This is a genomic window from Methylocystis rosea, from assembly GCF_003855495.1.
Lineage (GTDB): Bacteria > Pseudomonadota > Alphaproteobacteria > Rhizobiales > Beijerinckiaceae > Methylocystis > Methylocystis rosea_A.
In genome coordinates, this window is sequence record NZ_CP034086.1 from 1,353,572 (window position 1) to 1,366,170 (window position 12,599).

Sequence of the window (12,599 nt, forward strand, 5' to 3'; positions counted from 1 at the left end):
ATATGGCCTTCACGAGACGATCCGCTCTGCTCGCGTCGGGGCTCGGCTTGCTGTCCCCTACAGCGCTCGCCAAGGAGAAGCCCAAACCGTCGCCCGTTCGCGAGCCAACCCAAAAACATCTGAACGCACTCAATGGGCTCGTCATCGACGTCATGAGAAAAACCGGCGTGCCGGGGATGTCGGTCGCCGTCGTTTCGCCTGATCGCGTGCTCTATTTGAAAGGATTCGGCGTTCGTCGCGCCGGCGCGGCCGAACGCGTCGACGCCGACACGGTCTTCCAGCTCGCTTCGCTTTCCAAACCACTCTCCACGACGGCTGTCGCGAGCCTTGTCGGAGACGGCGTCGTTTCGTGGGATCATCCGATCGTGCGGAGCCTGCCGGATTTCGCGATGAGCGATCCGTGGGTCACGCGCGAGATCACGCTGCGCGACATGTTCTGCCATCGCAGTGGACTTCCCGACCATGCCGGCGACCTTGTCGAAGATATCGGTTACGACCGCGACGAAATCATTCGCCGGCTGCGCTACATCAAACCGGACACCAGCTTTCGCACGCATTACGCGTACAACAATATGGGGTTTTCGGCGGCGGGTTTCGCGGCGGCGAAAGCTGCAGGCAAGTCCTGGGAAGATATTTGCGACGAACATCTCTACAGGCCGCTTGGCATGGCGAACGCCAGTTCGCGCCACGCCGATTTCGCCGCGCGTAGGAACCGCGCATTCGGCCATGTGCGTCGCGGCGACAGATGGGTGGTCGGCGAACAGCGAAATCCCGACGCCCAGGCGCCGGCGGGCGGCGCGTCGGCGTCGGCGCGCGACATGGCGACATGGGTAAGGATGCAGCTCGGACGCGGCGCCCTCGACGGCCGCGAGATCATCAAGCCGGAGGCGCTTGGCGAAACGCATTTCCCGCAGATCGCCACGGGACCCGCCCATGACCCGATGCGCGGACCGACCTTTTACGGCCTCGGCTGGGACATTGACTACGGCGGTCCGGCGCGGGTGCGCTGGAGCCATTCAGGCGCATTCTCTCTTGGCGCTTCGACCTGCGTCTATGTCATGCCGGCGGAGCGGTTCGGCATTGTCGTGCTCAGCAATTCCGCGCCGGTCGGCGCGCCAGAAACCATCTGCCGCAGCTTTCTCGACATCGTGCTGACGGGGAAGATCGAACGGGACTGGCTCGCGCTCTTTGGCGAAGCTTTCGCGAAGATGGCGGTCCCCACATACGGTCGGGACGCCGATTACGCGAAGCCGCTCGCCAGCGCGCCGTCGCGCGCGTCGCGCGCTGCATATGTCGGCGCATACCGCAATGAGCTTTACGGACCCATCGGGGTCGTGGAAACGGCCGACGGGCTTTCGCTGACGCTGGGGCCGACGCCCACGCCCTATCCGCTGCGTCACTATTCAGGCGACATTTTCACCTTTCAGCCTCCGGGAGAAAACGCCAGCGGGGTCAGTCCGGTAAGGTTTTCCCGTAGCGGCGAAAAGGCGATCTCTGTCGTCATCGACTATTTCAACGCGAACGGTCAGGGCGTTTTCGTGCGCAGCTGAGTCGATAGGAGCGACAGAAGATGTTCTTCGTCCGGCTTTGCGGCGACAAGCGTCTGCAAGCCGAGTATTCGAAGCGGCGCCGCGACATGTTCCGACAGCGCGACATGCGTCATGTCGTGCAATGCCTCAGCGACGCCGGCGGATTGTACGAGCTGCAGGAAGATTTCCGCGCTACGCCGGGAATAGTGCAGGACGGCGGCGACGCGCCGCGCGGCGATGGCGGCTAAGGCCTCTGCGGTCAGCGCCCGAGCCGCCCGCGCTTCGTAAACTTCGACCGTGTGGACCTCATGGCCGGCGGCGCGCAAGCCCGCCTCCAAAATCGGCTGTCGGTCGCGCCCGGCCAGATAAAGGAAATGCGTCGGACGCCGATAGCGTTCGAGAAGATGCGGAAGAATGGCTTCGGCGTTCCCGGCCACGATATCTGGGTGGAAGCCAAGCGCGCGCGCCGCTTCGGCGGTTTTCTCGCCGACGGCGTGCAGCGGCGCGGCTCTAAACTGGCGCGCATCGCCGGCGAACTCGACGCCTTTCGCGCTCGTCACGATGACGGCGTCATAATCCCCATGGGGAATGACAACGTCCGTGGCCGCGAACTCAAGCACCGGCGAGATTACGGCGACGCAATCCAGCGCCTGCAGCTTTCCCGCGGTGCGCGCGGCGTCTTCAGCCGCGCGCAGCACCAGGACAAGATTCACATAAGCCCCGCGACGCCATGCGGCAGGCGCAGCAGGATTTCCTTGCCGGCGTCCGCGCCGATCAGCGCGGCGTCGATGGCGAGGCCGTGGCGGCGCACGACATAGGCTTCCGCGCCGTCGGCTCTGAGCACTTCGCCCAAGAATGAAAGTTCGGCGCCGTGAACCTGCGCATGGCCGGCGATCGGCGTGCGGCAGGACCCATCGAGCGCCGCAAGGAAGGCGCGTTCCGCGGCGAGCGCGAAGCCGGTGGCTTCGTCGAAGAGCGGCGCGAGCAGATCGCGCGTGGCGTCGTCGCCGGCCCGCCGCGTGAGGCCAATTGCTCCCTGTCCGCAAGCGGGGGGAAACTCTTCCAAGGGCAGCAGCGCCGTCGCGCGGTCGGCGAGACCCAGCCGCTTCAAGCCCGCGAGCGCGAGGAGGGTCGCGTCGATCTCCCCATTCTCGACTTTCTTCAGACGCGTCTCGACATTGCCGCGAAGTAGAGTCGTCACCAGATCTGGACGCCGGCGCTTCACCTGCGCGGCGCGGCGCAGCGAGGCGGTTCCAACGACGGCGCCTGCGGGAAGCGCATCGAGCGCGAGACCGCGCGATATAAAGGCGTCGCGCGCATCCTCTCGCGGCAGATAGCCGGCGATCATGATTTCGCTCGGCAAATGCGTCGGCAGGTCCTTCGAGGAATGCACGGCGAGGTCGATCGCGCCCGCGATGAGCGCTGAATCGAGCTCTTTGGTGAAAAGCCCCTTGCCTCCTGATTCAGACAGAGGCCGATCCTGGATCTGGTCGCCCGTCGTGCGGATGATCTCGATCGGGAAATCCGCTTCGCTTCCGCCATGGGCGCGCATCAGCGCATCGCGGACCATATGGGTCTGGGCGAGGGCAAGCGGACTGCCGCGCGTTCCAATGCGAAGGGGAGGGGAAGAAGTCATTATCCGCCGCTGTTATCCGCGCGACTATAGGCGGGAACGCGCGAGGCGCAAGCGGAACGAACGCGGCGACGGAACGCCTCAAAAAGCGAGCGTCCGCTCGTCGGAGCGGACGCTCTTTTTTAGCTCCGCGGGCGAACTCTACGCGGCCCGGCGGATTGCTAAACTGATCACCACCAACCACCAAACAGGCCGCTTCCGAGACCTGCGCCGAGGCCAATGCCCGCGCCAACGCCGGCGCCGAGACCGCCCAATCCCGCGCCAAGCAGGCCACCGCCGCCATAGCCGTAATAGCCCGGGCTTCCGCCCCAACCATACGAGCTGCCATAGGTCGGCCAAGCGGAGCCATAATAGCTGGCGCCGCCATAGCCATAATAGCCCGGACGGTAGCAGCGGGAGTAGCGCATCGGACGATACGCCGAACCCCAATAGGTGCGCACCGGACGCGCGTAACCCCAGGTGGTTCCGCAGTGCCGATGCCAGCCGTAATGGGCGCGGCAATAATGCCTCGCCTCGGCGATGCTCGTGGAGCCGATCACGGCCGTCATTGCAATCGCGGACGTAAACGCCAAGGCCTTAATTTTGTTCGACGCCATTTTCACCTCCATACAGTTTAGACCGACAGCAACCTCAACCGGGACGCTAGTTACCTCTTCGCCTTAGCCATAATTCTACTCAGCTCAAGATATGGCGCCTTCGGGGAAGCAACGATCTGCAGTGCCAACTTGTATCTATCGAGATCGTGTCAAGAGGGACGCCAACGAAATCTTGGAAATTTAATGGAACTATCTTTAGCGCTGCATTATTATACGTGAAGTTGACGAAACAGCTAAGAATGATTGCTGTAAACCCTTTTCCAAACACAATTTTCCAACTCCCGCCGTACGGCGGTATAAGCTCCGCTCCGCCGCTGAGAAGTTCAACGGCGCGGCTTTTTTGCGCAGGGAGTTCGCATGCGCGTTTTGGGCATTGAAACCACTTGCGATGAGACGGCGGTCGCGGTCGTTTCGGAGCGGCTGGGCGGCGAAGGCGGAGAGATCCTTTCCAATGAGGTGATGAGCCAAATCGCCCGCCACGCCGCCTATGGCGGCGTCGTTCCGGAAATCGCGGCGCGGGCGCATATCGATGTCCTTGACAGGCTGATCAGACGCGCGCTGGAGCGCGCCAAGACCGAGGCGAAAGATCTTGATGGGATCGCCGCCGCGGCTGGTCCGGGACTGATCGGCGGCGTTCTCGTCGGGCTCACGGCCGGCAAGGCCATGGCGCTCGCCTTGGGCAAACCATTCATCGCCGTCAATCACCTGGAAGCCCACGCGCTAACCGCGCGTCTGACGGACCGCCTGGACTTTCCTTTTCTGGCGCTCCTCATCTCCGGCGGGCACACGCAGATCGTCGCGGTGAAGGCCATCGGCGACTACCGCCGGCTGGGGTCCACCGTCGACGACGCCGCCGGCGAGGCCTTCGACAAGGTCGCTAAAATGCTAGAGCTGCCATATCCCGGGGGGCCGCAAATCGAAAAGCTCGCGCTCGAAGGCGACGCGCGACGATTCGATTTTCCGCGCCCGATGCTTGGCCGGGAAGGGGCCGACTTTTCCCTCTCTGGCCTCAAGACCGCGGTGCGGCAGGAAATCCTCAGACTGCCGACTCTGAGCGAAAAGGACGTCAGGGATCTTGCAGCCTCTTTCCAAGCTGCGATCGTCGACGTGATCGTGGACCGGGTGCGCTCCGGCGTGCGTATCTTTACGGCAGGCGAGGGGCGAGCCCCGCAAGGCCTTGTGATCGGCGGCGGGGTCGCGGCAAATGGCGCCATTCGCCGCGCTCTTATGCGGCTTTGCGCCGAAAGCGGGCTGCGGTTCATTTCGCCGCCGGCGGCGCTGTGCGCCGACAATGGCGCGATCATCGCCTGGACCGGTCTCGAACGCTTAAAACGCGGATTGACCGATGACCTCGACTTTGCGCCGCGGCCGCGATGGCCGCTCGACGCCGCGCCGAGCCGATCACACCACGGCAAGGCCTAGGGCGGTTCCATGCGGCTCCTTTTTTCTGCGGCGCTTGCAGCCATGACGCTTGCGCCAACGCCGCAGCCGGCCGGACTGCTCGCGGAGGAGCCGACCTTCGCGGGCGTGCGCGTGTTCTACGGACCCGGCGACGGTTTCGGCGCGGTCGACGGGCGGCTGATCAACGACGCGCGCCGCTCGATAGACATGGCCGCCTATGTGCTGACCGACCGCTCTCTGACGACGGCGCTCGGCCGCGCGGCCATGCGCGGCGTCAAGGTGCGGATCTATCTCGACGGCGAGGAAATGGGGCGCGGCGCGTCTGTGGTCGAGGAAATCGCCGACGCCCCGAACGTCGAAGTGCGCCGCAAGGGCCGCTCGCGTGATCTGATGCATCTGAAATCATACCAGGTGGACGGTCGCGTCTTGCGCAGCGGCTCCGCGAATTTCAGCGTCTCCGGCGAAATCTATCAGGACAATGATTTGATCGTGATCGAGAGCCCACAGGCCGCCGCGCGGTTTCATCAAACTTTTGAAAGGCTATGGTCGCGTCCCGACAATCAGCGGATCGGCGTGCGATGACGCGCGCGACTGTCGCAGTTCTCGGCGCCGGCGCCTGGGGCGTCGCCCTCGCCAATGTCGCCGCGCAAGGCCGCGCGCGGGTGCCCTTATGGGCGCATGACCCTCAGGCCGCCGAAGCCCTGGCGCGCGACCGCGAGAATACGCGCCGATTGCCGGGCTTGCCGCTTGCCGCCGCCGTCGCCCCGACGAGCGACATTTCCGTTTTACGTGAGGCGGACATCGTGCTCGCCGTCACGCCCGCACAAGCAATCCGCATGACCGCGCGCGCCGCGCGGCCGCATATGCGCGAGCGCGCCGCCTTTGTGATTTGCGCCAAGGGCATTGAACGCGACCGGCGCAAGTTCCTGAGCGAAGTCGCAAAGGAAGAACTGCCCCACGTCGATGTCGCCGTGCTCTCGGGCCCAAGCTTCGCGGCGGATGTATGCAGAGGATTGCCGACGGCGGTGACTCTCGCGGCGCATGACGAAACGCTGGCGCGGCGCTTGAGTGAAGAGCTTTCGACGAAGACGTTTCGGCTTTATCGCTCGACCGACGTGCGCGGCGCCGAGATCGGCGGGGCCGCGAAAAACGTTCTCGCCATCGCCGCTGGAATGAGCCACGGCCGCGGGCTCGGCGCGAGCGCGCAGGCGGCGCTGATCGCACGCGGGTTCGCCGAGCTGATGCGTCTCGGACGCGTGTTGGGCGCGCGTCAAGAGACGTTGATGGGTCTTTCGGGATTGGGCGATCTGGTGCTCACCTGCGGATCGGCGCAGTCGCGCAACTTTGCGCTCGGCGAAGCGCTGGGGCAGGGAAAGTCGGTGGAAGACGCCACGCATGGCAAGCTTGCGGAAGGCGCCTTTACGGCGCGCGTTCTGGTTGAAATGGCGCGCGCGCATGACGTCGAGTTGCCGATCGCTGAAGCCGTCGACTCGATTCTCTCCGCGCGGCTGAGCGTTGACGGCGCCATCGACGCGCTGCTGATGCGCCCCCTCAAAGCCGAAGACTGATCATCAGCGCCGCAACGAACGCTCGCTACTTCGAGTCCAGGATGTCGCGCATCTTCACCGCCAGCTGCTCCAAAGTGAACGGTTTGGTGAGCAGCTTGACGTCCTTGTCAAGCACGCCGTTGTGCACGATCGCGTTGCGCGTATAGCCGGTGATGAACAGAACGCGCAGGCTGTGTCTGCGAAACACCGCCTCGCGTGCGAGACGCGCGCCATCCATGTCGGGCATAACCACATCCGTGACCATCAGCGCGATGTCGGCGCGACGGCGAATGATGTCGATCGCCGCGCGTCCGTTCTCGGCCTCCAGAACCGAATAACCCAATTCCCGCACGCCTTGCGCGGTGACCCGGCGCGCCGTGTCGTCGTCTTCGACGATCAGCACAAGTTCTTCCGGCCTCCCAAGCGGAAGTTCGAGAGGTCGAGGCGGCCGAAGCGGCAGTTCGGCGGGCGCTTCGACGTTATTGAAGCGCGGCAGATAGAGCTTGATGCAGGTTCCGCGTCCGGGTTCGGAATAGATTTTGACCTGGCCGCCAGACTGCTTGACGAATCCATGGACCTGCGAAAGGCCAAGTCCGGTGCCCTTGCCTGCGGGCTTGGTGGTGAAGAACGGATCGAACGCTTGCGACAAGACCTCGGGCGGCATGCCTTGTCCGGTGTCGGTCACGGCGATCATCACATATTGGCCAGGGGTCACTTCCATATTTTCACTGGCGTAGGCGTCATCGAGATAGCAGTTGGCCGTCTCGATCGTCAGCTTGCCGCCGTCCGGCATGGCGTCGCGCGCATTGACCGCGAGATTGACGATGGCGCTTTCCAGTTCGTGCTGATCGATTTTTGTGGCCCACAGGCCGCCGGCGAGAACGGTTTCGAGTTCGATCTTTTCGCCGAGGGCGCGGCGCACCATGTCGGAGACGCTGGAGACGAACTTGTTGGGGTCGAGCGGACGCGGCGACAAAGGCTGACGGCGTGAGAAGGCGAGAAGCCTGCGAACCATGGCGGCGGCGCGATCGGCGCCGTCCATCGCAGAATCGATCAGCTGAATATAATCGTCGTTAGAATCCGCAATCTTTCGCCGCAACAGATGCAGACTCGCGACGATGACGCCGAGCATATTGTTGAAGTCATGCGCGATGCCGCCGGTCAGGTGGCCGAGCGATTCGAGTTTTTGCGACTGCCGCAACTGCGACTCGAGCGCTTCGCGGCGCGTCGTTTCCCCGATCAGCTGATCGTAGGCGGTCTTCAACGAGTCGCGTGACGTTTGCAGCGCGTTCATCTGCTTTTGCGCATTGAGAAACGAAAAGGCGGCAAGCGCGAAGATGATGCCGCCGAGCGCCCAAACGGCCGCGTCAAACTCGCCGCCGGCGGCGTTGAGTTCGCGCTCGCGCTTCTCGCTGAGATTTTTCTCATTTTCAGTCATCGTGTCGATGATGGCGTGGAGCCGGTCCATCAGCGCCTTTCCGCGCCCGGACTTGACGAGCTGAACGGCCTTGTCGACTTGCAGCGCGCGCATATCGGCGATCGCCTCATCGATAATCGCGACCCTTTCGCCAAGCAGCGGCCGCATTTCCGCGACAGCCTCGAGCTGCTTGGGATTGTCTCTTACGCGCTCCGAAAGCCGGTCGACAACGACGGGCAGTTTGCGCGTCGCTTCGAAGCAGGCGTCCAGATAGCGTTCGTCTTGGGTGATGATAAAACCGCGCTGACCGCTCTCGGCGGCCTGCAGCAGTCCATAAAGCTGATAAAGATCGCTTTGCACCTGAATAGTGTGGCGCAGCCATGCGCCAGCTGCGCGGCGCTGGGATTCAGCGCGCACGGCCACATAGCCGGCAAGCGCAAGCACCGCGAATCCGAGCGCTATGCCAAACAGTCCAGAAGCGACGAATTTACGTGTCGGAGACATTTTGTTCCGGCGACTGGATGGACGCGCGCCACTCTACGACGCACCTCCTGAATGCGAAAGTTCAGGGGACCTGTCGCACTGCGCCTTTGGCCGCGCTCGTCGTCATTGAGGCGTAGGCGCGCAGCGCCGTGGTGATTTTTCGAGGCCGCGCCTTGGCCGGCGCGAAGCCTTTCGCGGACTGTTCGGCGCGCCGCGTCGCCAGTTCGTCTTCGCTAACGGCGAGCGTAATGCTTCGCGCCGGAATGTCGATTTCTATTCTGTCGCCGTCCCGGACCAAGGCGATCGCGCCGCCCTCGGCCGCTTCGGGAGAGACATGGCCGATCGAAAGCCCGGCCGTGCCGCCGGAAAATCTTCCGTCCGTCACCAGCGCGCAGACCTTGCCGAGCCCCTTCGATTTCAGATAGCTCGTCGGATAGAGCATTTCCTGCATGCCGGGTCCGCCGCGCGGGCCTTCGTAGCGGATGACGACCACCTCGCCAGCCTTTACCTCGCCTGTCAGAATGGCCGACACCGCCGCGTCCTGACTCTCATAGACCTTGGCGGGGCCGGCGAATTTCAGGATCGAATCGTCGACGCCGGCCGTTTTCACGATGCAGCCGTCGATGGCGAGATTGCCAGTAAGCACGGCGAGGCCGCCATCCTTGGAGAAGGCGTGCGCCGCGTCGCGTATCGCGCCTTTTTCGCGGTCGGCGTCGAGCTCCTTATAGCGGCGGTCCTGGCTGAACGCGACTTGCGTCGCCACGCCGCCCGGCGCGGCGCGAAAGAACGTGCGCGCGGTTTCGCTCTGCGTGACGGCGATGTCCCAGCGCGCCACGGCGTCGCTGACGGAAGGACTGTGGACGGTCGGAAGCTCGCCGTGCAGCAGACCGGCGCGCAGCAATTCTCCGAGAATGGCGATGACGCCGCCGGCGCGATGCACGTCTTCAAGGTGAACGTCGGGCGCGGAGGGCGCGACCTTGCACAGCACCGGCACCCGCCGCGACAGGCGGTCGATGTCGGCCATGGTGAAATCGACCTGCGCCTCGTGCGCCGCCGCGAGAAGATGCAGCACGGTGTTCGTCGAGCCGCCCATGGCGATGTCGAGCGTGATGGCGTTTTCGAAAGCTTCAAAACTCGCGATCGAACGCGGCAGCACGCTTTCGTCGTCCTGCTCATAGTAGCGGCGCGCGAGATCGACGATGAGATGGCCGGCTTCAACAAACAGCCGCCGGCGATCCGCATGGGTCGCGAGGGTCGAACCATTGCCGGGAAGCGACAGTCCCAGGGCCTCGGTCAGGCAGTTCATGCTGTTCGCCGTGAACATGCCGGAGCATGATCCGCAGGTCGGACAGGCGGAGCGCTCGATCGTGGCGACGTCCGCTTCGCTGACCGTGTCATCCACGCTGGCGACGATCGCATCGACAAGATCGAGTGCGTGCTCCTTGCCAGCGAGCACGACCTTGCCGGCCTCCATCGGGCCGCCGGAAACGAACACCGCCGGAATGTTGAGGCGCAGCGCCGCCATCAGCATGCCGGGCGTGATCTTGTCGCAATTCGAAATGCAGACCAGCGCGTCGGCGCAATGCGCGTTGACCATGAATTCGACGCTGTCGGCGATGAGATCGCGCGAGGGCAGCGAATAGAGCATCCCGTCGTGGCCCATAGCGATGCCGTCATCGATCGCGATGGTGTTGAACTCCTTCGCGACGCCGCCGGCCTTTTCGATTTCGGCGGCGACGAGCTGGCCGAGATCCTTCAAATGCACATGGCCTGGAACGAATTGGGTGAAGGAATTGGCGACCGCGATGATCGGTTTGCCGAAGTCCTCCTCCTTCATGCCTGTCGCGCGCCAGAGGCCGCGCGCGCCCGCCATGTTGCGGCCGTGGGTCGTCGTGCGTGAACGATAAGGAGGCATTGAACTCTCGCCGTCGCAAGGCTCGTCGTTCGAGCCTTTCCAAAGACGACTATCGCAGCGAACGCACCGCTGCAACTGCGGTTGGAGCAGACGAAGCCGCGGCGTTCGCACCGTTTAGCCCTGCGCGCGCGCCGGGCAGGACAGGGTCAGCGTGGGCGCGAGCTTTGGCGCCAGGCTTTACCTAAACGCGCGCCGCTTAAGCGGCGCGGCGCTCCGCTGACGGCGCCAATTTGCTGACGCAGTCTCGAATGGCGGCAATCGAAGCGAAGCTTTGTCGCCGAAGCATGGAGACCGGGAACTCGACGTCGAAGGCTTCTTCCAGCGCGAGCATGGTGCGGATGGCGGCAAAGGGCGTCAGCCCTGCGCTGTAGAGATCGTCCGAATCCGACAGATGCTCCACGGGGGTATGCAGACGGCCGTGCTCTTGCAGCAAACGGCGTATCGTATCAATCATTGATCCAACTCCAGGAGCGCCGCCGTTGAGGCGGGCTGCAGCGTTGTTGTCGCGATAAGCGCGAGGGTTTCCTAACAACCTTAACTAGCGCGCCAAGGATTCGCGCGCCTCGCCTGAACGCAGGATGAATTCGCCGCGCATACGCCGAGTCGTGGCTTACAAATGGTTAATCTAATTCACCGCCGCGCGCGGTGATGTGGCCGTTTCTTTTGACCTGCGCTATGTTAGCGGCCATGCGAACGCCGCTGCTTCTTCCGCTGACGATCGTGGTCTTTCTTGGAGCCCTGCCGGCCGGAATCGCGCTGGCGGCGGCGTCGGAGACGCCTTCGATCGAATCATTGGGCGAGGAGGAGGGCGATTTCCTTTTCATCCCAGGGATTGGAAGGATTCCGCTGCCGCCTGGGACCCGCGCGCTCGGCCCGGGACAAGGCGGTCGCGATGTTGATCCCGAGCGGCGCGCGCCGGCCGCCGCAGCGCCGCCCCCGCCCAAGGACCCCGCCCAGCAGCGCGCCGAAGAGATGGCGCGGCTTTATCTTCGCCTGGAGCAGGCCGAAGACGAGCGGGAGGCGAAGGGCGTTTCGGCGGCGATCCTCAGCCGCTGGGCGCATTCGGAGTCGGACACGATCAATCTGCTTGCGGCGCGCGCCCTTGCGGCGGACGCGGCCGGCGCACCGCCTCTCGCCCTGAAGCTTCTCGACTATGTGGTCGCCCTCTCGCCGCAATGGACGGAGGGCTATGTTCAGCGCGCCAAGGTGCGGGCGGAGCAGGGGGACGACAGCGGCGCGATCGCCGACCTCGAGACCGCAGCGACGCTTGAGCCGAAGCGTTTTGACGCGCTCGCCGCTCTTGGCGCGCTCAAGGCGAAGACCGGCGACAAGAAAGGGGCGCTCGCCGCCTATCGAAAGTCGCTGGCGATCGCGCCCCAGCAGGAGTCGCTTCAAAAGATCGAGGAGCGCCTGCATATTGAAGTCGAGGGGCGCGACATCTGAACGCTGCGGGGAATGCGATGACGACGACCGACAGGCAGGCCGCGGGCGTGGTTGCGCCCGAAGCGCTGGAGCAGCTCTTTACGGGAGCGCGGACCCACAATGGCTGGCTTCCCAAAGACGTGCCGGACAGCCTGCTCGAACTCGCCGTGGACTACGCGAAATGGGGGCCGACAAGCGCCAACTGTTCGCCGATGCGCATCATTTTCGTGCGCTCGCCCGAGGCGAAGGCCCGGCTCGCCCCGGCGATGTCGGACGCCAATCGTCCGAAGACCCTGGCCGCGCCCGCCACTGCAATCGTCGGCTATGATCTCGATTTCACGGAGACTCTCCCTCACCTTTATCCGGCGACGGACGCGCGTTCCTGGTTCATCGGCAATGAGACGCTGATCGAGGAGACGGCCTTTCGCAACGGCTCGTTGCAGGGCGCCTATCTCCTGCTCGCGCTGCGCGCGGTGGGTCTCGATTGCGGACCGATGAGCGGTTTCGACAGGGCGAAGGTCGACGCGGAATTCTTCCAGGGAACGCGGATAAAGTCGAATTTTCTGATCAACATCGGCTACGGTGATCCCGCAAAGCTCTATCCTCGCGGCCCGCGGCTCGCTTGTGAGGAGATCGCCAGTATTCTTTAGGAGGCC

At 64.1% G+C, this 12,599-nt stretch carries 12 protein-coding genes; 6 read left to right on the forward strand and 6 right to left on the reverse strand.

The features are described from left to right. Positions 1 to 2 precede the first annotated feature (2 nt). On the forward strand, positions 3 to 1,550 hold the full coding sequence (locus EHO51_RS06540) for a serine hydrolase (RefSeq protein WP_124738221.1): 1,548 nt from the start codon (positions 3 to 5) through the stop codon (positions 1,548 to 1,550). Here EHO51_RS06540 and EHO51_RS06545 read toward each other — a convergent pair. The 3 genes from EHO51_RS06545 to EHO51_RS06555 all read right to left on the reverse strand — a co-directional run bounded on the left by EHO51_RS06545 (position 1,526) and on the right by EHO51_RS06555 (position 3,758). After that, positions 1,526 to 2,242: a uroporphyrinogen-III synthase gene (locus EHO51_RS06545; protein ID WP_124738222.1), complete on the reverse strand. Its 717-nt coding sequence runs from the start codon at positions 2,240 to 2,242 to the stop codon at positions 1,526 to 1,528. The genes EHO51_RS06540 and EHO51_RS06545 overlap by 25 nt on opposite strands. After that, a complete protein-coding gene (gene hemC, locus EHO51_RS06550) occupies positions 2,239 to 3,165 on the reverse strand; it encodes a hydroxymethylbilane synthase (RefSeq protein ID WP_124738223.1) in 927 nt (308 codons plus the stop codon). Before hemC ends, EHO51_RS06545 begins: the two co-directional genes overlap by 4 nt. A gap of 167 nt (positions 3,166 to 3,332) precedes the next feature. Beyond that, entirely contained in the window at positions 3,333 to 3,758 is a 426-nt protein-coding gene (locus tag EHO51_RS06555) for a hypothetical protein (RefSeq protein WP_164479357.1), read from the reverse strand. 357 nt (positions 3,759 to 4,115) lie between these two features. Here EHO51_RS06555 and tsaD point away from each other — a divergent pair, with 357 nt between their 5' ends. From tsaD to EHO51_RS06570, 3 genes are read left to right on the forward strand one after another with little or no spacing between them, the layout of a single operon-like run. Continuing rightward, positions 4,116 to 5,180 (forward strand): tRNA (adenosine(37)-N6)-threonylcarbamoyltransferase complex transferase subunit TsaD, encoded by a 1,065-nt coding sequence (gene tsaD, locus EHO51_RS06560; protein ID WP_124738225.1) that lies wholly within the window; start codon positions 4,116 to 4,118, stop codon positions 5,178 to 5,180. A gap of 9 nt (positions 5,181 to 5,189) precedes the next feature. Beyond that, positions 5,190 to 5,741: a phospholipase D-like domain-containing protein gene (locus tag EHO51_RS06565; protein WP_124738226.1), complete on the forward strand. Its 552-nt coding sequence runs from the start codon at positions 5,190 to 5,192 to the stop codon at positions 5,739 to 5,741. After that, positions 5,738 to 6,727, forward strand: coding sequence for an NAD(P)H-dependent glycerol-3-phosphate dehydrogenase (locus EHO51_RS06570; protein WP_124738227.1), 990 nt, complete (start codon positions 5,738 to 5,740; stop codon positions 6,725 to 6,727). The genes EHO51_RS06565 and EHO51_RS06570 overlap by 4 nt, the downstream gene beginning before the upstream one ends. A gap of 25 nt (positions 6,728 to 6,752) precedes the next feature. On the opposite strand, the gene EHO51_RS06575 is transcribed toward EHO51_RS06570, so the two are convergent. The 3 genes from EHO51_RS06575 to EHO51_RS06585 form a co-directional block, all read right to left on the reverse strand. Further along, on the reverse strand, positions 6,753 to 8,627 hold the full coding sequence (locus EHO51_RS06575) for a CHASE3 domain-containing protein (RefSeq protein WP_124738228.1): 1,875 nt from the start codon (positions 8,625 to 8,627) through the stop codon (positions 6,753 to 6,755). Between the two features lie 61 nt (positions 8,628 to 8,688). Further along, positions 8,689 to 10,521 (reverse strand): dihydroxy-acid dehydratase, encoded by a 1,833-nt coding sequence (ilvD, locus tag EHO51_RS06580; protein WP_124738229.1) that lies wholly within the window; start codon positions 10,519 to 10,521, stop codon positions 8,689 to 8,691. Between the two features lie 196 nt (positions 10,522 to 10,717). Next, positions 10,718 to 10,975, reverse strand: a complete 258-nt coding sequence (locus EHO51_RS06585) for an acyl carrier protein (protein WP_124738230.1) — start codon at positions 10,973 to 10,975, stop codon at positions 10,718 to 10,720. A 221-nt stretch (positions 10,976 to 11,196) separates the two neighbouring features. Between EHO51_RS06585 and EHO51_RS06590 the strand changes: the two genes are divergently transcribed. Then, on the forward strand, positions 11,197 to 11,964 hold the full coding sequence (locus tag EHO51_RS06590) for a tetratricopeptide repeat protein (RefSeq protein WP_245434778.1): 768 nt from the start codon (positions 11,197 to 11,199) through the stop codon (positions 11,962 to 11,964). A 17-nt stretch (positions 11,965 to 11,981) separates the two neighbouring features. Beyond that, positions 11,982 to 12,593, forward strand: coding sequence for a malonic semialdehyde reductase (locus tag EHO51_RS06595; protein WP_124738231.1), 612 nt, complete (start codon positions 11,982 to 11,984; stop codon positions 12,591 to 12,593). The last annotated feature ends 6 nt before the right edge of the window (positions 12,594 to 12,599 follow it).